The following is a 23072-nucleotide window of genomic DNA, read 5'->3' on the forward strand; positions in this document are numbered from 1 at the left end:
CGTTTCTCCTGGCCGATGGAAACATCACTTCACCGCCGTGCGCAGGCTGTAACCGGCCAACCGCCAGGTCTTGTCTTCGTCCAGACGGAACGACACCAGCTCGCGGACCGGCTGTTGCGCCTTGGCAAAACGGGTCGGGAAGCTGACGTTGACATACAGGCCTTCGGGCACCTGCGCGCCGGGGCCGTACTTGACCCGCGTGACCGAGCCCTGCCCGCGCCCCACCACCGCACCCAAGCGCGCGCGTTCGGTGCCGATCTGGCTGACGAAGACATCGCGCTTGACGGCGGTCTTGGCGACCTTGGACGCGCCATCCCACAGGGACGCAACCTGGTTGCCGTCCACCATCTGCGCCACGCGCAAGGCGGCCTGGGTCATCTCGGTGTTCTGCTTGGTCAGCTGCGCCTGCTGCGCCGGGCTAAGCGCCGGCTGCGCTGCGGGCCCCGCAGCGGCCGGTTGCGCCGCAGCCGGGCCAGCGGGACGACTGGCGGCCTGCGGTTGTTGAGCGAACGCCAGCGCTGGAGCCAGTGCCAGCACGATAACCAGACGAGAACGAAGCATGGGACAAGGACCTTGTACGGATCGGGTGGAAAGGAAAGGCGCCCGCCCACCTGTGGGTGGGTAGCGCAGTCTAGGGCGTGTCATGCGCAACACAAGTCTGCGGCTGCAGGTGCGGGGACGGCACTGACGACAACACGCCAAGCGCTGACGCGGGCCTCGGGGAACAACGCACCGCTCGAGCGCGCAAGCGACGAGCAGCAAGCTCTGGCCACGGCCGCACGCATCGACGTCATCGGGTTTGGCAGCGGCGTTTTCCTCCCTCTGTCCGGAGTGGCAGGCATGCTGCGGATATCGGCATCGGTTGGGCGTGGACGCGTGCCGCAACCATTTGAAGTTGCCAAGCCCCCATCCCGCACAAGCACCCACCAACCTTGAAGTTCCAGCGTCGTTGCCTGCGCAATCAGACCTCGCTCCCGGGAGCCGGCGGCACGGCTGTCACGCCACGCGGCCGCCACAGACGCCAACTGACCCAGAAGGCACGCGCGATCGCGGCAATCAGCGCCGCCAGACTCAGCCAGGTTGCCAGTGTCGCCGGCCATTGTTCGTGCATGGCGGCAGCGGCCAGACGCAGCAACTCGGCCACACCGAAGCCGACCAGCACCAGCAGGGCCGACGGGAGATATGCCAGTAACACACCCTTGGTCTTGCCTCGCATATGTCACCGGCTCGGTTGTGATGCAGCGACGATAGGCAGCGCGCAGTGCGATACGCGTGAAGCCGGTCGCTGCGCTCAGCCGTCGGGGTGAAGCGCAGACGGCGGGCCGGCCTGGGCCGCATCCTGCGCAGGCGCGGCGTCTGGCTCGGCTGCAGGTGTCGCCGCACCTGCGGCGTCGCGCTGGACTTGGTCGTTCTGCGCCTGGCCGTTCTGCGCCTGGCCGGTCTGCGCCTGGCCGGTCTGCGCCTCACCGGTCTGCGTTTCGGCCGGCGGGCTGGCGGGCAGCGCCGCGGCATCGGTTTCGGCCAGCGGGCTTTCTTCCGGGCAGGCGGCATCCGGAAAGCCGAAGCGCTGCTTCAAAGCCAGGCCGCAGGCATTGACCGCGTCCAGGTCTGCGCCCTCGCCCTTGCACTTCTGGTCGAAGGCGACCAGAAACGCGTCCTTGCGGCGTACGAAGGCATCGCCGCACTTGCGCATCTGGCGGATGCGTTCCAGATCGTCCTGCACCGCGTTGGTGCCATCCAGCCCGTATTCGCGCAGCTCTTCCATGCTGAGCAGGCGCAGGCTGCGGTTGGGCACGGTCATCATCAGGTCGGCCACCGCCACCGCCACGCCGTTGCGCTCCAGGTAATCCTTGACGTTGCCGTAGACCTCGCGCAGTTCGCGATTGAGCTCGGCGCGCGAGGTGGCCTTGGAGCTGATCCGCATCATGCGGTGAATGCCGACCTTGCCGGCGACCAGGCGGTTGTCGCCGGCCGCCAGCACGAACACGCAGGCGCTGTGGCAGATCGAGCCTTCGCGCACCCAGATGGTCCAGTTGGACTCGCCGATGGTGTCGCCGGCACGGATAGCCGCCTCCACCTGCCCGCCACTGGAGTCCAGGTCCAGGATGCGATGCGGCAACTTCCACTGCTCGGCCACCGAGGCCAGCCGCCACACCAGCGCCGCAAACCCTGCGTTGATCTTGCCGGCGTAGCGCACCCGCACCAGCCCGGTCTCGCGGCACGGCGCCAGCGCCGCTTCCACGCTGGCCCGGTCCAATGCCGGCAACAGCGTGCCGTCGCCGACCTCGCGGCTGTAATCGGTCGCGCAGCTGATCCAGGCCTGGCCCGATTCCAGTTCCGCCTGCGGCCAGCTTGCCTCGCCTGCCTGCGTGCGCGGGCGCGGCGGCGGTACCGGTTCGGGCGTATCCACCGACACCATGTGATCGCCATCGCCGGCCTGCCCCGCACCACTTTGCTGCGCAGCCGCGGCATCGGCGGAGGTCGCCGACCGGTCGCAGGCGGCCAGCAGGAGCAAGCAGGCAAGGGACAGACAAACCGATTTCAGCATGATGTGGGGCACGGAACGCGACGGAGATCACCCGCAGTCTATGGCTGAATGGGTCGAAGGGTTGACCCGGCCATGAACGCGCAGGGCCAACGCAACCCTGTCCGAAAACGGCCAGCCGGCGCCGGAGCGAGCGCATAGACTGGCGCCATGCAGACCGCAACGCCCGACCGAGCCCAATGCGACCGCGCCCGCCTGGCACGCGATGCACGCTTCGACGGGCTGTTTTTCACCGCCGTGCGCAGCACCGGGATCTATTGCCGCCCGGTGTGTCCGGCGCCGCCGCCGAAGCCGGCCAATGTCAGTTACTACCCCACCGCCGCGGCAGCCAGCGCTGCTGGATACCGGCCATGCCTGCGCTGCCGGCCGGAGTTGTCGCCGCAGGCGCAGCAGCATCTGGGCGAAGAAAGCGTGCAGCGTGCGCTGGCGATGATTGCCGACGGCGCGCTGCAGGCGCAGCCGGTGCAGACGCTGGCCGATGCGGTGGGCGTGAGCGCGCGCCAGCTGCAGCGGCAATTCGTGCAGCAGCTGGGTGCCACGCCGATCCAGGTGCACGGCACGCATCGGCTGCTGCTGGCCAAGCAACTGCTGACCGAAACCGCCCTGCCGGTAACCGAGGTCGCGCTCGCAGCCGGCTTCAACAGCCTGCGCCGCTTCAATGCGGCCTTCCTGCAGGGCTGCGGCATGCCGCCCTCTGCACTGCGCAAGCAGCGTGCCGAGGTGCCGGGCGGCGAACTGACATTGCGCCTGGGCTATCGCCCGCCGCTGGATCTGCCGGCGATGCTGGCCTTCCTGCAGCGCCGCGCGATTCCGGGCATCGAGCAGGTCGACGCCAACGGTTACCGGCGCGTGATCGGCGCGCCGGGCAAGGCCAGCGTGATCGAGGTCAGCGCGGCACCGCAGCGCCCGGAACTGCTGCTGCGCATCGGCGCCACCGACCCGCGCCAGGTTCCGCAGATCGTGCGGCGCGTGCGCCGGCTGTTCGATCTGGATGCAGACCTGCAGGCCGTGCACGCCACGCTGGCGCCGGAACCGCTGCTGGCCGAGGCAATTGCACGCCGACCCGGTCTGCGCGTACCCGGCGGCTGGGACGGCTTCGAAGTGGCGGTGCGTGCAGTGCTGGGGCAGCAGATCAGCGTGGCCGGCGCGGCAACGCTGGCAGCGCGCCTGGTGAACCGTCACGGCGGCCATCATGCCGACATGCCACCCGGGCTGGATCGCAGTTTTCCCACGCCCGAACAGTTGGCCGACGCGCCGCTGGAACACCTCGGGCTGCCGCGTGCGCGCGCCGCCACGCTGCGTGCGCTGGCCTCGGCCTGCGCGCAAGGCCAGCTGCACTTCGGTGCCGGGCAGCGCCTGGCTAATTTCATCGCCGCCTGCACCGCGCTACCCGGGATCGGGCCGTGGACCGCGCATTACATCGCCATGCGCGCGTTGTCCCACCCAGATGCGTTCCCGGCCGGCGACCTGATCCTGCAGCAGGTGCTCGGCGCCCCCGGGCGCCTGAGCGAACGCGCTACCGATGCCCGTTCGCAGACATGGCGACCGTGGCGCGCCTACGCCGTGCTGCACCTGTGGCATCTGGCCAACGACCGCAAGGACCCCCGCGCATGAGCACCCTGCACTACGACACCTTCCCCTCGCCGATCGGCGCACTGAGCGTGGCCGCCGACGACACCGGCGTGCACCACATCCTGTTCGCGCAGAACCGCTACGACGCCGTCGGCCGTGCACGCTGGTTGCACGACCCCGATGCGCCACTGGTGCGCGAAGCACGCCAACAGCTGCTCGATTACCTGCACGGCGGGCGACGCAGTTTCGATCTGCCGCTGGCACCGGTCGGCACACCGTTCCAGCTGATGGTCTGGCGCACGCTGGCGCAGATTCCGTTCGGGCAGACCTGGAGCTATGCGCAGCTTGCGCAGGCGGTGGGCAAGCCGGCCGCGAGCCGCGCGGTGGGCGCTGCCAACGGACGCAACCCGCTGCCGATCGTGCTGCCGTGCCATCGCGTGATCGGCGCCAATGGCACGTTGACCGGCTTCGGCGGCGGCCTGCCGACCAAGCAGGCGTTGTTGCAGTTGGAAGGCTGGTCGCCGCGTGGTGCGGCGCGCGCCGACGATCTGTTCGCCCCTGCCTCGCCAGCGCGCACTGGCTGACTTCGCGGCGTCATCGCTGCGCCGTAGACTTACGCCATGATCGACCGACGTCTTGGAATTGCCGCAGCGGCGCTTGCCTTGCTTGCGGCCTGCAGCAGCCAGCCATCCGCGCGCAGCGCGCCCACGCAGCTGCCAACTGCATCTGCGAACATCGCATCGGCCAGCAACCCGCACACCTTGCTGCTGATCTCCATCGACGGCCTGCGCGCGGACATGCTCGATCGCGGCATCACGCCGAACCTGTCGCAACTGGCACGCGAAGGCGTCCGTGCGCGCTGGATGACGCCCGCGTATCCGTCGCTGACGTTTCCCAATCATTACACCCTGGTCACCGGGCTGCGTCCGGACCACCACGGCATCGTGCACAACAGCATGCGCGACCCGACGCTTGGGGGATTCTGGTTGAGCAAGTCCGACGCGGTGGGCGATGCGCGCTGGTGGGGCGGCGAACCGGTGTGGGTGGGCGTAGAAAAATCGGGCCAGCATGCGGCCACCTGGTCGTGGCCAGGCAGCGAGGCGGCGATCAAGGGCGTGCGCCCGTCGCAATGGCGCCATTACCAAAAAGGCGTGCGCCTGGACACGCGCGTGGACGCAGTGCGGGGCTGGCTGAAAACCGACGGTGCCCAGCGCAATCGCCTGGTCACGCTGTACTTCGAACACGTGGACGAAGCCGGCCACGACCACGGCCCGGAATCGCGCGAATACGCCGACGCCGTGCGCGCGGTGGATGCGGCCATCGGCCGGCTGCTGACAGGCATGCAACGCGATGGCACGCGTGCGCGCACCAACATCATCGTGGTCTCCGACCATGGCATGGCCGAGGTGGCGCCAGGGCATGCGATCAGCGTGGAAGACATCGCGCCGCCGCAGATCGCCACCGCAATCACCGACGGCCAGGTGATCGGTTTGGAGCCACTGCCCGGGCAACAGGCCGCTGCCGAGGCCAGCGTGCTTGGCGCGCACGACCACTACGACTGCTGGCGCAAGGCCGAGCTGCCGGCACGCTGGCAGTACGGCAGCCACCCGCGCATTCCGTCGATCGTCTGCCAAATGCACGAAGGCTGGGATGCGCTCTTCCCGGACAAGCTTGCCAAGCGCGCGCGGCAAGGCATGCGTGGCTCGCACGGTTTCGATCCGGCATTGCCGTCGATGCGCGCGGTGTTCCTGGCGCAAGGCCCGGATCTGGCGCAGGGCAAGACACTGCCAGGCTTCGACAACGTGGATGTCTATGCGCTGATGACCCGGCTGCTGGGGATTGCGGCCGCACCCAACGATGGCAACCCGGCAACCTTGCTGCCGGCCCTGCGCATGCCGCCGGCAGCCGACGCCCGGTAATCGCGACCGGCATCCGCAACGCCGCCGCGGTGCGTAAGCGGGCCGCATCAACGCCGACAATGCGCACGCAGGGAAGATCCCGCTCCACCTCGCCACCGCGCAGCGCGTGTTGGCGAGCGCGCAAAAATGCGGATCGCTGTAGACACCGCTGCGGCCCGGCAGTGCGACAATGACGCAATGTCCGGTTCCAATCCCCCGCCGCATCGCTCGCGGCCGCTGTTGTCCAGCGAAGGCTGGCGTCGTCGCGCTGCGCTGTGGGGCGGCGCCATTGCGGTGGCGCTGGTGGCGATCGTGTTCGCCAAGGCCAGCGACGCGGCTTTTCATCTCTTTCAACGCATTACCGCACACTCGATCTGGTGGGCATTGCTGCTGACGCCGGGCATCTTCGCCCTGCTCGCTTGGCTCACCTCCGGTGCGCTGCGGCCCACGCGCGGCAGCGGCATCCCGCAGGTGATCGCCGCGCTGGAGCACCCGGACCCGGCGTTTCGCGACAGCAACCTCTCGTTGCGCGTATCGGTTGGCAAGCTCGCGCTGACCACCTTGTCGCTGCTCGGCGGCGCATCGGTGGGACGCGAAGGACCCACCGTGCATGTCGGCGCCAGCCTGATGCATGTGTTCGGGCGCTGGTTCGGTTTTCGCGACCCACGCGAGCTCTCGCATTTTCTGCTCGCCGGCGGCGCCGCCGGCATCGCGGCTGCGTTCAACACCCCGCTGGCGGGCGTGGTGTTTGCGATCGAAGAACTGAGCGGGCGTTTCGAGCACCGCTTTTCCGGCACCTTGCTCACCGCGGTGATCGTCGGCGGAGTGGTGTCATTAGGCCTGCTGGGCAACTACACCTATTTCGGCAAGGTGGCGGTGGCCTTGCCGTTGGGCCAGGCCTGGCTGGCGATCGCCTTGTGCGGCAGCGTGGCCGGGTTACTTGGCGGCCTTTTCGCGCGGATGGTGCTGGCCAGCGTCAGCGGCAAACCGCGCTGGTTGGGCGCGCTGCGCCAACGGCATCCGGTGCTGCTGGCCGCGTTGTGCGGCGTTGCCCTGGTCGGGCTGGCGCTGGTGTTCGGGCAAGGCGCCTTCGGCACCGGCTACGAACAGGCGCGCAGCCTGGTGCAGGGGCATGCGGTGGTCGGCCACGAGTTCGGCTTGATGAAACTCATCGCCAACCTGGTCTCGTATCTGGCCGGCATTCCGGGCGGACTGTTTTCGCCGGCGCTGGCAGTGGGTGCCGGCATCGGCCACAACCTCTCGGTGCTGATGCCCAGCGTGGACCCGCGCACCTTCGTGCTGTTGGGCATGTGCGCCTATCTCACCGGCGTGACCCAGGCGCCGCTGACCTCGGCGGTGATTTCGCTGGAACTCACCGACACCGGCCAGATGCTGCTGCCGATCCTGGCCACCGTGCTGATCGCGCGCGCAGTCTCCGGGCTGGTCTGCAAGACGCCGATCTATCGTGGCTTGGCCGAGCAATTGCTGCCGGTGCCGGCGCCCGCTGCAGAGCATGCGTCAACGTCGCAGTCCCAGACATTGGCCGGAAACAGCAGCCAGGACGACGCCTCGCCACGAACCTAAGCTGCCGCAACGCTCGCCAGCGGTGCAGCGCGGTAGATCCCCTCTTCGTTGTGCTGCTTCCTGAGGTTATGTATGCGTGCAATGCAGTTCGAGCGTTTCGAACATGTTCCGAAAATTCTGCAGCTCCCGGACCCGACGCCAACCGATGACGGGGTGGTGATCAAAGTGGCGGCCACTGGCATCTGCCGCAGCGATTGGCACGGCTGGATGGGGCACGATCCGGACATTGCATTGCCGCACGTGCCGGGACATGAGTTCGCCGGCGAAGTGGTCGCCTTGGGAAAACACATCTCGGGCTTTGCGATCGGCACCAGGGTCACCGTGCCCTTCGTGTCCGGGTGCGGGCGCTGTGCGCAGTGCCACGGCGGCCATCAGCAAGTGTGCTCGAACCAGTTCCAGCCCGGCTTCACCGCATGGGGATCGTTCGCCGAATATGTCGCGATCGACTTTGCCGAAACGAATCTGGTTAGACTGCCGGACAGCATCGACAGTGCGACGGCGGCAAGCCTGGGATGCCGGTTTGCCACCTCGTTTCGGGCCGTGGTCGATCAGGCCAGAACCGGCCCTGGCGAATGGGTCGTGGTACATGGCTGCGGCGGCGTCGGGCTTTCGGCAGTGATGATCGCAGCGGCACTGGGGGCGCAGGTGATTGCAGTGGACATCTTCGACGACAAGCTGGCGTTCGCCGTTGAATGCGGCGCGGTCGCAACGGTCAACGCGTCGAAAGCGGCCGACACGGTGGAGGCGATTCGCGAGATCACCAAGGGCGGCGCGCATGTTTCCATCGATGCGCTCGGCAGCCCCGCGACCTGTTTCAACTCCATCAGCAACCTGCGGCGGCGCGGCCGTCATGTCCAGGTGGGACTGATGCTGGGCGAACACGCCACGCCCAGGATCCCGATGGCGCAGGTGATCGGCCACGAACTGGAGATCTACGGCAGCCACGGGATGCAGGCGTGGCGGTACGATGCGATGTTGGAGATGATCCAGGCCGGGAAGATCGCACCACAACGGCTCATCGGCAAACGGGTGGACCTGGACGAGGCCATTGCGGTGCTGACCGGCATGGACGCCATGCGCGACCTCGGCATCAGCGTCATTGATCGCTTCTAGCGCAGATCGCCGCCGGCATCCTGCGCATATGGGCGCACGTTGATGGGCCGGGAGCGTAACGACCGCCTGCAAAACGAAAAACGCGGCGCAAGCGCCGCGTTCTGGTGTCGCGAAGCTGGCTGGGATCAGCCGGCCTTGGCGACAGTCTTCTTGGCGACGGCCTTCTTGGCCGGGGCCTTGACCACGCCCTTCTTGGCAACCGGGGCAGCTGCACCCACGACAACCTTGCTCACCGCGTGCGAACGCGAATTGCCGTAGCTGGCGTTGTAGCGCTTGCCCTTGGCGGTCTTACGGTCACCCTTACCCATTTCGTCGACTCCTGAATGTGAATACAAATTCCCGTGCTGGCACAGGTCTGGCGAGGTTTCACCGGCGGCGCCCTCGCGCAAGGCCGACAAGCCTATCACGGCGGCCCCCGGCGCGCGTAGCTGGGCAGCGCCTGGCCGCCCTGCCGAGCTGGCTGCCTGCGGCGCACCGCGTGCGTTGTGCGCGCCGCGCTGTGATCAGGCGAACGCCGTAGAGCGGCCCGAATGGACGAACGGCAGGTCTCGATTCTGCGTGCAGCCCTCGGCCCAAGGGCCATCGCTGCAGCGGTAGCGGTGCTTAGTGCGCGCAGCTGGCGTCGTGCACATGCCCATGCCCGTGATTCAGGCGCAGATTGACCAGATGGGCGATACCGACCAGGGCGCCGCCCAGGGTCATCACCACCGCATGCGGCACCACCGAATGATGGAGCGGGTCGTACAGCAGGCCCAGCCACAGCAACCCCAGACCGGGCAGCAGCAACGCCAGCGCATGCAGCGCTTTATGCCGGCGATACCCCAGCACCAGGCTGAACAGGCCCAGCAGCGTCACGAACACCACGATGGCCCGTTCCACCCCGTCGCCCAGCCAGACCGACAGGCCCAGCGACGGTGCCAGCGCCAGCACCAGTGGCAATACCGCACAGTGCACGGCGCACAGCAGCGAGCCGGTTGCGCCGAAGCGGTCAAGAAGATGGCGAAGGGATGGTAGAGGCATGACGTCCAGCAGGGTACTCGCGGCGACGTGGAATAATATAACATCTTACTGTTCCAGCCCCGCATCAGTGCATCGCGCAGCCATGCGGGCTCGCCGCCGGCGCAGCAGGCAAGCTGCGCCTTACCACTGATACACAGTAACAATTACAGAGTCCGGCCCACCATGCCCCCATTTGCACCCTCGTTCCACCGTTCCGCGCTCTCGCTGGCCCTGGCCAGCCTGCTGACCCCTGCCCTGGCCATGGCCGAGGACGCTCCGGTCGCTGCCGATGGGCAGACCCCGCCCAATTCGGACACCCGCCACGATGCCAGCCCCTCCAGTGGGCGCCATATCAAGGATCTGGACAAGGTGGTGGTCACCGCCAGCCCGTTGCGCGATGCGGCCGGTGAATTGAGCCGCCCGGTGGAAGTGCTGGCCGGCGAGCGCCTGGACGAGGTGCGCAGTTCCAGCCTGGGCGAAACCGTGGCCAGCCTGCCGGGCGTGCAGAGCTCCAACTTCGGGCCCGGCGTGGGCCGTCCGATCATCCGCGGCCTGGACGGCCCGCGCGTTGCAGTGCTGCGCGACGGCCTGTCCACCCAGGACGTGTCCACCGTCAGCCAGGACCATTCCCCGGCGATCGAGCCGTTCCTGGCCAACCAAATCGAAGTGCTGAAGGGTCCGTCCACCCTGTTGTACGGCTCCGGCGCCATCGGCGGCGTGGTCAACGTGGTCGATGGGCGCATCGCCGAGACTCCCGTGGACGGCTTCAGCGGGCGCGCCGAAGCGCGCTTCGACGGCGGCGACAAGGACGGCAACACCGACATGTTCCGCGTCGATGCCGGTAATGGCAGCGGCCTGTCGATCCATGCCGATGGTGTGTATCGCAACCAGAACGACTACGACACGCCGAAGGGCCGCCAGCTCAACAGCTGGATCGATTCCAAGGTGGGCTCGATCGGTGCATCGCTGTCCGGCGACTGGGGTTTTGTCGGCCTGTCGGCATCGCGTTTCCGCGACAACTACGGCAACCCGGGCGAACCGGGCGACCCGTCCATCGGCGAGCGCGGCGTGTCGCTGAAACTGCAGCAGGACCGCTACGACCTCAAGGGCGGGCTGACCGATCCGTGGGGCGACGGCAGCGCACTGCGCTACAGCTTCGGCCATACCGATTACGCGCATACCGAATTCGAAGGCGCCGAAGTCGGCACCGTGTTCACCAAGCGGGCCAACGAAGGCCGCGTGGAAGCCTCGTTCACGTTTGGCAGCGGCTGGCAGACCGCATTCGGCCTGCAGGGCAGCGACAGCACCTTCCAGGCGATCGGCGAAGAATCCTTCGTGCCCAAGACCGATACCCGCTCGCTCGGCGCCTTCGCCGTCGCACGCAACAGTTGGGAGCGCGTCACCGCCGAAGTCGGCGCGCGCGTGGACAAGGTCAAGTACCAGACCGATATCGGCGTGGACCGCGATTTCACGCCGACCAGCTTCTCGGCCAGCGGCGGTTTCCGCTTCAACGAGCAGTGGCGCCTGACCGCCAACCTGGACCACGCCGAACGCGCGCCGGCCGAGGAAGAACTGTTCGCCAACGGCCCGCACATCGCCACCCTCGCCTTCGAGATCGGCGGCGCCGATCTGAAGACCGAGAAGGCCAACCAGGCCGAGCTGGGATTGAATTTCCAGAACGCATGGGTGGATGCCAAGGTGGCGGCGTACTACAACCGCTACAACGACTTCATCTACATCGTCGACACCGGCGGCCAGTGGTTCAACGAAGAAGACAACGACTTCCTGCCGATTCGCCAGTGGACGCAGGCCGACGCGATCTTCCACGGTTTCGAAGGCGAGGCCACCTTCCACCTGGTCAACAACCAGAACGGTGCGTGGGACCTGCGCGTGTTCGGCGATACCGTGCGTGCGCGCCTGAACGATGGCGGCAACCTGCCGCGGATTGCGCCGGGCCGCTTCGGTGCGCAGCTGCGCTGGGATGCGCAGCAGTGGCGCGCATCGGTCGGTGCCACACGCACCATGAAGCAGGACAAGGTGGCAGTGAACGAAACGCCGACCGACGGCTACACCTTCGTCGATGCACATCTGGCGTATCACGTGGACCACGGCAGCACGGCGTGGGAAGTGTTCCTGGACGGCAATAACCTCACCAACCAGGACGCACGCGTGCACACCTCCTTCCTCAAGGACGATGTGATGCTTCCTGGCCGCAGCGCCTCGTTCGGCGTGCGCCTGTTCTTCTGACAGCAGACTCTCTCCCCTGCTGACTGGAAGGAAGGCCGCCTTCGGGCGGCCTTTTTTATGGGCGTTGCCGACTGGTCGGCGTGTACGGCAGCGCGCTGCACCGGGGCTGCAGTCGCGTTCGCCATCGTGCGGAGCTGCATGGCGCACAGGACAGGGGCACCGTCCGCGCTGCAAGCAAGTACCGCCGTGTTCCCAACAGAAAACGCTGCCGCATGCTGCTGCGTCGCACAACAGGCTGCGGCGCATCTGGGGTTAAAACTTCATTAGCACTGCGCTGACAGGGGGCGCACGCGACGCGATAGCGCGGGCGCGCGCGTGCACTGGCTGCCGATGCCTGCACACCGCCGCATGGCTCGGCAGCGTTCTCGCACCTACACAAGGAGCCTTGCGCATGCGTTTTTCATCGCCCCGCTACACCCTCTCGCTCGCCGTCGCTGCCGCGCTGTTGGCACCCGATGGCCGCACGCAAACCGCCACGCCCGCAGCAGCCAATCAAGAGGCCACGACGCTGGATGCGGTCATCGTCAGCGGCACCGCGCGCTTCAAGGGCCTGGCCAAGCGCGATGCCAGCTTTTCGATCACCACGGCCAGCCCGGAACAGATTCAGCAGGCGGTGCCGCAAAGCACCGCCGACCTGCTCAAGATCGTGCCCGGCGTGTGGGCAGAGCCCAGCGGTGGCGGCACCGGTGCCAACATCTTCGTGCGCGGCATGCCATCGGAAGGCGATGCGCCGTTCGTGACCATGCAACTGGATGGCTCACCGCTGTTTCCACCGCCGACCTTGTCGTTCCTGGAGAATTCCACGCTGTTCCGTGTCGATGACACTGTCGAACGCATGGAAGTGCTGCGCGGCGGCTCCAGTCCGATCTTCTCCAACGGCCAGCCCGGCCTGACCGTCAATTTCATCCAGAAAAAAGGCCAGGACGAACCCGAAGGCAGCGTGCGCCTGACCGGCGGCAACAACGCCTTGCGCCGCATCGATGTGTTCAACAGCGGGCCGATGGGCAATGGTTGGTACTACAGCGTGGGCGGCTTTTTTCGCGAAACCGACGGCGTGCGCGACCCGCAGTTCTCCGCCGACAAGGGCGGCCAGTTCAGCGCCACGTTGAGCAAGCGCTGGGACAGCGGCGAGCTGTCGTTCTACGCACGCCACACCGACGATAACAACGCGTTCTACACCGCGATTCCGTTGCTCTCGCGCAACAACGGCAACGATCTTTCCAGTTTCCCCGGCTTGAACGCGCAGACCGGCACCCTGCTCGGCCGCGACTTCCGCAATGTGGAGCTGTTGGTCGGGCCCGATGGCCAGACGTTGCGGCGCGATCTGGCCGACGGGCGCGGCGTCAACATCGACGTGTTCGGCGGCGAATGGAACTGGGAAAGCGGCGGCTGGACCGTTGCCGACCGCTTCAACGTGATCAGCGGCAGCGCGCCGACCTACGCGCTCTTTACCGGCGATGCGCCACAGCGCCTGGGCGATTTCATTGCCGGTTACGGCAGCGGCGGCAGCGCCAGCTACACCAATGGCGGGGGTACGGTGGATCCGAACCAGCAGGTGCTCGAAGCCGGTTGGTGGTCGGTGGACAAGCGCCTGAATTCCTTTACCAACGACCTGCGTCTGAGCCGCGAGCTGTTTGCCGGCAATACGCTCACCGTGGGCGCGTACTACACCAAGTATTCGTCTGCCGATACCTGGTACCTGGGCAACACCATGCTGCTCACCGCGCAAAACAACGCACGCCGCATCGATGTAACGTTGGACGATGGCCGCCAGGCCACGCGCCAGGGGTTCACCAGTACCGCGTTCTTGAACCTGCGCGCCAAGTACGACGGCGAAAACATCGCCGCCTTCGTGGCCGACGAATGGGAGCTGAGCGAACGCCTGCGCCTGGACCTGGGCGCACGCTACGAGCGCCAGAGCGTCACCGGCGATGTGCACGACACCACGACCGTGGATCTGGATGGCAACCCGGCCACGTTGTACGACAACGCCACCTCGCTGGCATTGGCGACCACCCGGCGCATCGATCAGGACGATGAAGCGTTCTCGTGGACAGCTGGCCTGAACTTCACGCTGGACCAGAACAACAGCCTGTTTGCGCGGGTCAACTCCGGGGTGAAGTTTCCCGGCTTCGACAACCTGCGCGATGGGCAGAACCGCGTGCAGGATGTGGATCAATACGAGCTGGGTTTGAAGTCCGGCACAAGCGTCTACGACCTGTATCTCACCGCGTTCTACAACACCTTCAAGAACTCGCCGTTCCAGGCATTCCTGGCCAATGGCGAGAACTTCACCGCTGTGGGCGATTCGCGCGCACGTGGCCTGGAAGTGGAGGGTGCGATCCGGCCGTTCGGCGGGTTCGAGCTGGCTGGCACCGGGGTATGGCTGGATGCGAAATATCGCAACTATCGCGAGTTCACCGGCAACCGGGTGATGCGCCAACCCAAGCGCCAGTTCCGCATCACGCCCAGCTATTACTGGATGCTGCCGTTCGGCGACCTCAAGGTGTTTGCCACCTATTCGTACATCGGCGAGCGCTTTGCAGACCTGGCCAACAGCCAGCGCCTGCCCGCGTACGACATGCTGGACATCGGCGCCAACCTGCATGTGGGCGAACATTGGGAAGTGACGGCCAGCGGCAGCAACGTCACCGACACGCTGGGCCTGACCGAAGGCAACGTGCGCGTGCCTGGCGCAGCCACCGGTGGTGTCTTCATGGGCCGCCCCATCGCCGGGCGGCAGTACCAACTCTCGGTGGCGTACCGCTGGTAGTCCGCCGCCACACCTGAGCCGCGCAGCAGCGGAGACTGCTGCGCGGGACCTCGCTAGCGCATGCCTCGATGCGCAGTCTCGCGACGCTGGCATGCCCGGACCAAAACCGGCGTTGCCAGGCGTTGCGGCACCCATGCGTTTTCCCACGCGCGACGGCCGCTGCAACCCGGTGATGACGGGGCGGAGGCGAACAGCTCGCATGCGAAGCACAACGACGCATCGTGATCGCTTATTTCGATCGAAATGACCGCCCCCGCCAAGTTTTTCTGCAAATTTCGTCGGCAGAACTTCGCATGCAACGCATCACCCGACACGCCCGTCGTAAATTGCGCGATGTGTCACGAAGATCTCGCCGTGTGCATGCCTTGCAGGCAATGCTGTCCCCCTTTGTAATCCAGGCGTTGTTGGTGCAGACGCATCGACAACATCGGCTGCGTCGACACGCACAGGGGAGCCGACGCAGGACCTGACAGCAGCTTTGCATCGGCGCAAATGCGCTTTTGTGACTCAACTGGGATAAACGCACATGGCGCTTGTCGCTGCTTCTTTGCATCGATGTCGCACCCCGGGCATCGACACGTGGCATCTGACTGCCTGCGGTGCAACTCCGCTTGCAGGTTACGTTGGCTGAGGGGCTTTCCGGACCCGGCTGGCATCTGCCGGTTCCTTCACTCGCATTCCTCCTTCCGGCTCCACCAACACCGGCTTCACAGGCGCGAGCTTTCGTGGAGTGGAGCAGTTGCAAGGGCCGATCGCGCGGTTGGCCTGACGGAGGACTGTGTCACTTCGACGGCGCCCACCCTTTGACTGGAATCAGACGGAATGAACTCTTTTCGCAGGCGACCTCTCACGCTGTTGATCGTTGCCCTCCTCGCCGGCAGCACACCACTGTCGGTACTTGCTGCCGCGCAGGCAGCGGCTGCCACCACCCCGGCCACTACCAGCGCCACGGCCAAGGCCAATGGCAACGACCCGTTGCTGCGGTACCAGTGGCATCTCTCCAATCAGGGGCAGGCCGTGATCGGCGACAGCCGTCCGGTCGCCGGCGTGGACATGGATGTCGACATCCTGCATGCCCTGGGCATTCGCGGACGCGGCGTGCGGGTCGGCGTAATAGACAATGGGCTCGAATTGGGCCATGAAGATCTGGCAGACAACATCCTGCCGAACGGGTCGCACAATTTCGGCGACGGCTCGCACGACACCACGCCGATCGACCCGCGCAACGGTCACGGCACGTCCGTCGCCGGCATCATCGGTGCGGTGGGTTGGAATGGCCGCGGCGGACGCGGCGTGGCGCCAGAAGTGCAACTGGCAGGATTCGACTTTCTTGCACGCGATTCTTCGAATACTGATGCCAGCATCCGGTATGCATGGGGCGATGGTCCGGAGGCGCGCAATATCGATGTCTTCAACAACAGCTGGGGGGCGGCTGCCCCGTTCTATTTGGATTTTCCTCTGGAAGACCAGCGCACCTGGCAAGCATTGATGGGGTCGACACGTGGAGGCCTTGGCGGCATTTATGTCAAATCTGCAGGCAATAGCTTCCAGCGGTTCCTTGCGCCCGACGAGAACGGAAACCGCGTCAATATCTGCAGCGCACAATCGCGTGAATTTAAAGTCGGCTGCTCGCTGGCCAACATCGACCCGTTGGCAAATCTGCCCGGGACCATCGTCGTGGCCAGTCTGAATGCAAAGGGCACCCATGCCTCGTATTCGTCCACAGGCTCTGCGTTGTGGGTCTCCGGCCTTGGTGGCGAGTTCGGCTTTCAACGCAAGTTCTATCCCAACGCAGCGTCGACCTTTGCCCCGGATTCGGCGCCTTATGCCTACGACCCGGCGATCGTCACCACCGATCTCAGCGGCTGCGCAGCGGGCGAGAACGTCGAAGCTCCCGACGTGGTCTACAACGCATTGGATGGCAGCAACTCGAAGATCGATGCGTCGTGCAACTACAACGCGATCATGAATGGCACCTCGGCTGCAGCGCCCACCGTGTCTGGCGTGGCTGCGTTGATCCTCAGTGCCAATACGAGCCTGAGCGCACGCGACGTCAAATATATTCTTGCGACCACCGCGCGCCAGATCGATCCGTACCAGCCGCGGGTGGTCTACCAGGGCAGCGTGATCGATCCGGGTTGGATCACCAACGCAGCCGGGCACCGTTTCAGCAACTGGTACGGTTTCGGCCTGGCCGATGCCGCGGCCGCGGTCTACAAGGCGCGCTATTTCACGCCGCTGCCGCCCATGCGCGACACCCAGTGGGTCAGCTCCACCGACGTGGCCAGCCAGATCGGTGGCCCGGCGCGACCGGGCAAGCTGCGCATCCGTGTGCAGCAGGCCATGAAGGTGGAAGCGGTGCAGCTGTCGCTGCAGTCGGCGCACAAGACGCCGTCCAACCTGCGTGTGGTGCTGGTGTCGCCGAGCGGGACGCGCAGCGTGGTCGCCACGCCGTTTTCCGTCCTGGATCCGGCTGCTTATGCGCAGACGGGGTTCTACATCGACCTGACCTCCAGCAATGCGTTCCTGGACGAAAAATCGCGCGGCATCTGGACTCTGGAAGTCACCGACATGAGCGACCCCAGGAGCACTGTCGCACTCAACGCTTTCAAACTTCGCATCGTGGGGCACTGATATGAAACCGATCATTCTTGCTTGCGTGTTGACGCTGTCCATGGCCGCAACCGGTGCTGCCCAGGCAGTGCAATACATGGACGCCAATGCCCTGCGTGCGGCAGCGACCGGCGTGCGTTTCACCTCCGGAGCGGACACGTTCCGCATGCTGCCGGGCACAGTGGTGAGCGAGCACATGCCGCCACGGAACGCAGCATCAGCGCAGCGATCGGCAGCCAAAGCCGGCAGTACAGGTGCAGTGGCCCCCAACGACAAGGTCGCCGCGCGTATCGGGCCGTATGCGGTGGTACTGGATGCGCCTGCAGGTGCTGCGCGCAGTCTCGCCACCAACACCGAACGCCCCATCGCCGCTGCGGTCAATGAGCGCAACGGTCGTGTCGTGCTGGTCAACCCGCAGGTGAAACTCACCGGCACGACGCCGGCCACGGCGACATCGCTGGCGGCCAGCACCGGCGGGACCATTGCGTACACCTCGACGGTAGACGGCAGCGCAGTGATCACCTATGCATCGGTGGAAAGCGCCCAGCGTGCACTACCCGGCCTGCAGCGCAGCAGCGTTGTCGCGCAGGCGGCGCTGGTGGTCATGCAGGCGGTCATGCAACCGATGTAAATACACCGGCCGCAGGCTGACCCCTGCGGCCGTTCCACGGCGGGCAGCAGGCCGGCCGGTCTGGCCGACACCTGCATCTGCGTACACCACCATGACCGATACCATGCCATGACAACCTCTCTCCCGCGGCGATTGCCGCTGTCTTGCGCCTGCCTGCTGGCGCTGGGCCCCTTCTCGCTGACAGCCGCTGCTGCAGCAAACGGGGTCGATGCGCCGACCAGGACAACGCAGAACACAAACCAAACCAGCGACCCGTTGTTCCGCTACCAATGGCATCTGCTCAATCAAGGCCAGCCGGTGTTCGGCGACCAACGTCCACGGCCAGGAGTCGATCTGGATGTGGACATCCTGCATACGCTCGGCATCCGTGGCGCTGGAGTCAAGATGGCGGTCATCGATGGCGGGCTTGAGATTGCGCACGAGGATCTGGTCGACAACATCGTTGCCGGCGGCTCGCACAACTTCTTGAATGGTTCCAACGATCCGACGCCGCCTGCGGATGAAATCGACAATGACCACGGCACCGCGGTCGCCGGCATCATCGCCGCACGTGGATGGAATGGCCTGGGTGGACGTGGCGTCGCGCCGGAGGCGAATGTGGCTGGCTTCAACGCAATTTCCGAGAATGACGGCAGCAAGCAATACGTCGACATCCGCTACTCCTGGGGCGATGGCCCGGAAGCCCGTGCGATGGACGTGTTCAACAACAGCTTCGGCATCTCGACAGCGGTCTATCCATTCAGCGATCTCGACGAGCAGCGCTCCCTGGAAAAAATGATGCGTGCCCAGCGTGGCGGCAAGGGCGGCATCTACGTCAAGGCAGCTGGCAACGATTTCAATACGCTGCTCGATGTGGATGCACAGGGCACGCTGATCGATCGCTGCAGCGACCAGACCCGGCAGCTCGGTGTCGCCTGCAGCAGCGCCAATATCGACAACCTCAACAGCCTGACCACCATGATTGTGGTCGGTGCAGTCAATGCCAACGGCGTACGCGCGAGCTACTCATCGCCCGGATCGGCATTGTGGGTGTCCGGGCTGTCCGGCGAATTTGGCTTCCAGCGTCGCTTCGATCCGCACCCTGAGACGTTCAGCCCGCTCTATACACTGCTCGCTGCGCAGGGTCCGCAGCCATTCTTCTCACCGGCGATCGTCACCACCGATCTGAGCGGTTGCGCGGCAGGCAATAATCGCGACCGCACGCGCGCGCCGCAGAACGCGCTGGATACCAGCCACTCGAAAATCGATGCCTCGTGCAACTACAGCGCACGCATGAATGGCACCTCTGCCTCCGCGCCGACAGTTGCAGGCGTCGCGGCGCTGATGCTGAGCGCCAACCCGCAGCTGACACTGCGCGATGTCAAATACATCCTGGCAACGACGGCGGTACAGGTCGATCCTCATCAAGCCAAGGCGTTCTACAAGGACGCCGTGATCGAGCCCGCCTGGATCACCAACGCGGCCGGCCACCATTTCAGCAATTGGTATGGCTTCGGCTTGGTGGATGCAGCCGCGGCGGTGGAGCGTGCGGTGCATTTCACTCCGCTGCCTGCAATGCAAGACACCGAGTGGACCGTCTATGACGGAAAAAGCAGCACCATCGGCGGTATCAGCTCGCCAGCGCGATTGGCGATCGACATCAAGCAGTCCTTCAAGGTGGAAGGCGTCCAGCTGTACTTCGCAGGGACGCACAAGAATCCTCGTCAGTTGCGCGCCGTGCTGGTCTCGCCCAGCGGCACCCGCAGCACCGTGATGACGCCGTTTTCCACGCTCGATCCGGGCGATGGCTTCGTGGTCTTCCTGACCTCCAGCAATGCGTTCCTGGACGAAGCGTCAGCCGGTCGCTGAACATTGGAGGTGGACGACATGCTCGCCGACAACGGCAAGGAACAACTGCAGGAATTCGAAATGCGCGTGGTGGGCCACTGACATGAAAACTTCTCTGATCGCACTGTTGTGCGTCGTTGCCGCCAGCATGTCTGCACCTGCCTCGGCACAGGTGTTCGATCGCGCCCGCCTGCGTGCTGCCGCAACCGGACAAACCGTTGTGGTGGACCGCGCCAGTTTCCGGCTGATGCCAGCAGCGGTGGTACAGCTGGCCGAGGCCACGCGCGGCACTGCGTCCACGCAATCGCCAAGAAGCACGCAAACCAGCACGAAGGCACCGGTTGCCCGCGTCGATCGCTACGCGATCTACCTCGACACCAGCGGCGCCGCGGACGCGGTTGCGCGCACCACGCGCAGCGCAGCATCGGCGAGCGTCGTTGCCGCGCTGGAAACGCGTAGCGGCCAGCCGGCATTGCTCGGTGCTTCGATCAAATTGTTCGATACCACGCCAGCCATCGCCCGCGCACTGGCTGCGCGTACGGGCGGCAGACTGATCTATGCCTCCGCTACCGACGGCAGCGCGATGATCGGCTACACCTCGGCGATGACGGCATTGGACAATTGCCGCCAGCTGCAAGGCAGCAACGGCGTGGGAGCGATCAAGCCGGAAGTGATCGTTCCGGCGGCACGGCCATTGTGATGCAACTTCACTAGCACTGCGGCAATCATGCGCGCCACCCTGCATTGGCTTGCCGCGTGGCGCGTTTGGCGCAGCCCGCCCTACAGCGGCAGCGGGCTGCGCTCTGCGAACTGCCCGCGCCAATAGGGGTAGTACGGGTACGGCGGCTCCACTGCGCTGGCCTGATCCAGGCGGGCACGCTGGTCGTGAGTCAACGACCAACCCACCGCACCGAGGTTTTCGCGCAGTTGCGCTTCGTTGCGTGCGCCGATCAGCACCGTGCTTACGGTCGGCCGCTGCAGCAGCCAGTTGATGGCGATCTGCGGCACGCTGCGGCCGGTCTCTGCGGCAACGGCATCGAGCGCATCGACGATGTCGAACAAGCGCGCATCGTCGATCGCCGGGCCGGCCGCGGCGGTGGCATGCAGACGGCTGTGTTGCGGCAATGGCTGGCCACGCCGCAGCTTGCCGGTCAGCCGCCCCCAACCGAGCGGGCTCCACACCACCGCCCCGATGCCTTGGTCGATACCCAGCGGCATCAGCTCCCACTCGTAGTCGCGCCCGGCCAGCGAGTAATACGTCTGGTTGGCGACGAAGCGGCTCCAGCCGTGCGCATCGGCGACCGCCTGCGACTTCATCAACTGCCACCCGGAATAATTGGACGCGCCCAGATAGCGCACCTTGCCCGCGCGCACCAGGCCATCCAGCGTGGACAGGGTCTCTTCCATCGGCGTCATGGCATCGAACGCATGCAGCTGCAGCAGATCGATGTAGTCGGTGCGCAAACGTCGCAACGATGCCTCCACCGCACGCAGCAAACGGAAGCGCGACGCGCCGGCATCGTTGGGGCCATCGCCCAGGCGCAGGCCGGTCTTGGTCGAAACAATCACCTGATCGCGGCGGCCTTGCAGCGCCTGGCCAAGGATGTCTTCGGACGCGCCATCGGAATACACATCGGCGGTATCGAACAGGTTGAGCCCTGCTTCCAAACACACCTCGACCATGCGCCGCGCCTGCGCCACATCGGTGTCGCCCCATGCAGAAAACAGCGGCCCCTTGCCGCCGAACGTGCCGGCACCCAGGCCAAGCACGGGCACCTTGAAACCTGAACGGCCGAGTAGACGGGTTTCCATTGAGAATTCCTTGTTCACGTTGAATGAGAGATGCGCTGGGTGACCGCTGGCCGTTTGCGCTTGTGGAGTGTTGGGCGCCAAACCAGTGTTTATGCGCCTCGAACGCCGCCTGGCGCGCAGTGCGCCAACGTGGCCAATGACCAGCGGGCAACCAGCTCAACCCATCTGCGTACAGGCCAGTGGCGCAGTCGCGCGGCGGCGTTGCAACTGCACGCTCCATCGCGCCAGGCCCAGCCCGATGGCACTCAACAGCGCGGCCACCCAGGGCGTTGCGACCAGGCCGGCCTGCGTGGCGATCACCACACCACCCAGCCACGCGCCCAGCGCATTGCCCAGGTTGAAGGCGGCGATGTTGAGGCTGGACGCCAGGTTCTGGCCGGCGCCGCGCGCATGTTCCAGCACCCGCAACTGCAGCGGCGCCACGGTAGCGAAGGCGGCCACGCCCAGCAGCCCCACAACAGCCACCATCGCGGCCTTGCTGTGCAGGGCAAACCCCAGTGCGCCCAGCACCACCACCAATGCCGCCAGACTGCCCAGCAACGCCGCAGTGGGGCGACGGTCCGCCAACCGCCCGCCCAACAGATTGCCGACGATCATGCCGACACCGAACACCAGCAGCACAGGCGACACTGCCGCTTGCGCAAAGCCGGTGACCTGCAGCAGCAGCGGCTGGATGTAGGTGAACACTGCGAACACGCCGGCATAGCCCACCACCGTGATCGCCAGCGCCAGCAGCACCTGCCCCCGCTGCAACACCGCCACTTCCTGCCGCCACGACGCCGGCGTGGCAGCACCCGCCGCGGCCGGCACCCACACCGCGACCGAGGCAGTGGCCAGCACACCGATCGCCGCCACCGCCCAGAAGGTCGCGCGCCAGCCCAGTTGCAGGCCCAGCCAGGCACCGGCCGGCACCCCGAGCAAGGTGGCCACGGTCAGCCCGGCAAACATCAGCGAGATGGCCGACGCGCGGCGTTCGGCCGGCACCAGCGATGTCGCCACCACCGCGCCGACGCCGAAAAACGTGCCGTGGGCCAGCGATGTCAGCACCCGCGCAACCATCAGGCTGGTGTAGTCCGGCGCCAGCGCGCAGGCCACGTTGCCGACGGTGAAGATCAGCATCAGCCCGACCAGCACCGCCTTGCGCGGCAGGCGTGCGCTGGCCAGGGTCAGCACCGGCGCACCGACGAACACGCCCAGCGCATAACCGCTGATCAACAGGCCCGCCGCGCTGAGCGAAACGCCCAGATCTGCGGCCACCTGCTGCAGCAGCCCCATGATCACGAACTCGGTCGTGCCAATGCCGAAGGCACCGATGGTCAGGGCCAGCAACGCCGGCGGAAAGCGCGGCGAACGCGCAAAGGTAATGTTGGACATGGGCATGGGCCAAGGGAGACTCCGCACAGCCTGCGCGCTGCGTTTACTTGCAAAAACCCCTGCTATCCTGATTCACTTTCAATC

The 23072-nt window shown here is 66.0% G+C and carries 17 protein-coding genes and 1 pseudogene; 11 read left to right on the top strand and 7 right to left on the bottom strand.

Annotated elements, in window-relative coordinates; genetic code table 11:
* Nucleotides 1-24: 24 nt before the first annotated feature.
* The 3 genes from FLG15_RS14210 to FLG15_RS14220 all read right to left on the bottom strand — a co-directional run bounded on the left by FLG15_RS14210 (nt 25) and on the right by FLG15_RS14220 (nt 2548).
* A complete protein-coding gene (locus FLG15_RS14210; RefSeq protein WP_039570263.1) occupies nt 25-561 on the bottom strand; it encodes a DUF4019 domain-containing protein in 537 nt (178 codons plus the stop codon).
* Nucleotides 562-961: 400 nt separating this feature from the next.
* Nucleotides 962-1216, bottom strand: a complete 255-nt coding sequence (locus FLG15_RS14215) for a hypothetical protein (protein ID WP_057679031.1) — start codon at nt 1214-1216, stop codon at nt 962-964.
* Nucleotides 1217-1291: 75 nt separating this feature from the next.
* Entirely contained in the window at nt 1292-2548 is a 1257-nt protein-coding gene (locus tag FLG15_RS14220) for a COG3904 family protein (protein ID WP_150146617.1), read from the bottom strand.
* Between the two features lie 147 nt (nt 2549-2695).
* On the opposite strand from FLG15_RS14220, the gene FLG15_RS14225 reads away from it, so the two are divergent.
* The 5 genes from FLG15_RS14225 to FLG15_RS14250 all read left to right on the top strand — a co-directional run bounded on the left by FLG15_RS14225 (nt 2696) and on the right by FLG15_RS14250 (nt 8712).
* Nucleotides 2696-4159: an AlkA N-terminal domain-containing protein gene (locus FLG15_RS14225; protein ID WP_150146620.1), complete on the top strand. Its 1464-nt coding sequence runs from the start codon at nt 2696-2698 to the stop codon at nt 4157-4159.
* Nucleotides 4156-4701 (top strand): methylated-DNA--[protein]-cysteine S-methyltransferase, encoded by a 546-nt coding sequence (locus tag FLG15_RS14230; protein ID WP_150146622.1) that lies wholly within the window; start codon nt 4156-4158, stop codon nt 4699-4701. The genes FLG15_RS14225 and FLG15_RS14230 overlap by 4 nt, the downstream gene beginning before the upstream one ends.
* 36 nt (nt 4702-4737) lie before the next feature.
* Nucleotides 4738-6036 (top strand): alkaline phosphatase family protein, encoded by a 1299-nt coding sequence (locus tag FLG15_RS14235; protein WP_150146625.1) that lies wholly within the window; start codon nt 4738-4740, stop codon nt 6034-6036.
* Nucleotides 6037-6213: 177 nt separating this feature from the next.
* The gene (locus tag FLG15_RS14245; protein WP_057659920.1) at nt 6214-7599 is read left to right on the top strand and encodes a chloride channel protein; all 1386 of its coding nucleotides are present in this window, start codon (nt 6214-6216) and stop codon (nt 7597-7599) included.
* A gap of 72 nt (nt 7600-7671) precedes the next feature.
* Nucleotides 7672-8712, top strand: a complete 1041-nt coding sequence (locus FLG15_RS14250; protein ID WP_017158554.1) for a zinc-dependent alcohol dehydrogenase family protein — start codon at nt 7672-7674, stop codon at nt 8710-8712.
* Nucleotides 8713-8837: 125 nt separating this feature from the next.
* Here FLG15_RS14250 and FLG15_RS14255 read toward each other — a convergent pair whose 3' ends face one another.
* The gene (locus tag FLG15_RS14255; RefSeq protein ID WP_008571876.1) at nt 8838-9020 is read right to left on the bottom strand and encodes a 30S ribosomal protein THX; all 183 of its coding nucleotides are present in this window, start codon (nt 9018-9020) and stop codon (nt 8838-8840) included.
* A gap of 295 nt (nt 9021-9315) precedes the next feature.
* Nucleotides 9316-9732 (bottom strand): MerC domain-containing protein, encoded by a 417-nt coding sequence (locus FLG15_RS14260; RefSeq protein WP_057659922.1) that lies wholly within the window; start codon nt 9730-9732, stop codon nt 9316-9318.
* A gap of 162 nt (nt 9733-9894) precedes the next feature.
* On the opposite strand from FLG15_RS14260, the gene FLG15_RS14265 reads away from it, so the two are divergent.
* From FLG15_RS14265 to FLG15_RS14290, 6 genes and pseudogenes are all read left to right on the top strand, one after another.
* The gene (locus FLG15_RS14265) at nt 9895-11958 is read left to right on the top strand and encodes a TonB-dependent receptor (protein ID WP_057678357.1); all 2064 of its coding nucleotides are present in this window, start codon (nt 9895-9897) and stop codon (nt 11956-11958) included.
* Nucleotides 11959-12349: 391 nt separating this feature from the next.
* On the top strand, nt 12350-14731 hold the full coding sequence (locus FLG15_RS14270; protein WP_057678358.1) for a TonB-dependent receptor: 2382 nt from the start codon (nt 12350-12352) through the stop codon (nt 14729-14731).
* An 855-nt stretch (nt 14732-15586) separates the two neighbouring features.
* Nucleotides 15587-17365, top strand: coding sequence for a S8 family peptidase (locus FLG15_RS14275; protein ID WP_150147694.1), 1779 nt, complete (start codon nt 15587-15589; stop codon nt 17363-17365).
* A 1-nt stretch (nt 17366) separates the two neighbouring features.
* Nucleotides 17367-17975 (top strand): hypothetical protein, encoded by a 609-nt coding sequence (locus FLG15_RS14280; RefSeq protein ID WP_057659931.1) that lies wholly within the window; start codon nt 17367-17369, stop codon nt 17973-17975.
* A gap of 108 nt (nt 17976-18083) precedes the next feature.
* A pseudogene (locus FLG15_RS14285) lies at nt 18084-19904 on the top strand (S8 family serine peptidase).
* A 1-nt stretch (nt 19905) separates the two neighbouring features.
* The gene (locus FLG15_RS14290) at nt 19906-20502 is read left to right on the top strand and encodes a hypothetical protein (RefSeq protein WP_057678361.1); all 597 of its coding nucleotides are present in this window, start codon (nt 19906-19908) and stop codon (nt 20500-20502) included.
* 80 nt (nt 20503-20582) lie between these two features.
* Here FLG15_RS14290 and FLG15_RS14295 read toward each other — a convergent pair whose 3' ends face one another.
* On the bottom strand, nt 20583-21614 hold the full coding sequence (locus FLG15_RS14295; RefSeq protein ID WP_039570585.1) for an aldo/keto reductase: 1032 nt from the start codon (nt 21612-21614) through the stop codon (nt 20583-20585).
* 156 nt (nt 21615-21770) lie between these two features.
* Nucleotides 21771-22988, bottom strand: coding sequence for an MFS transporter (locus tag FLG15_RS14300; RefSeq protein ID WP_057678362.1), 1218 nt, complete (start codon nt 22986-22988; stop codon nt 21771-21773).
* Nucleotides 22989-23072: the final 84 nt, after the last annotated feature.

Origin of the sequence: Xanthomonas phaseoli pv. dieffenbachiae, from assembly GCF_008639345.1 — a bacterium.
GTDB classification, from domain to species: Bacteria; Pseudomonadota; Gammaproteobacteria; order Xanthomonadales; family Xanthomonadaceae; genus Xanthomonas; species Xanthomonas phaseoli.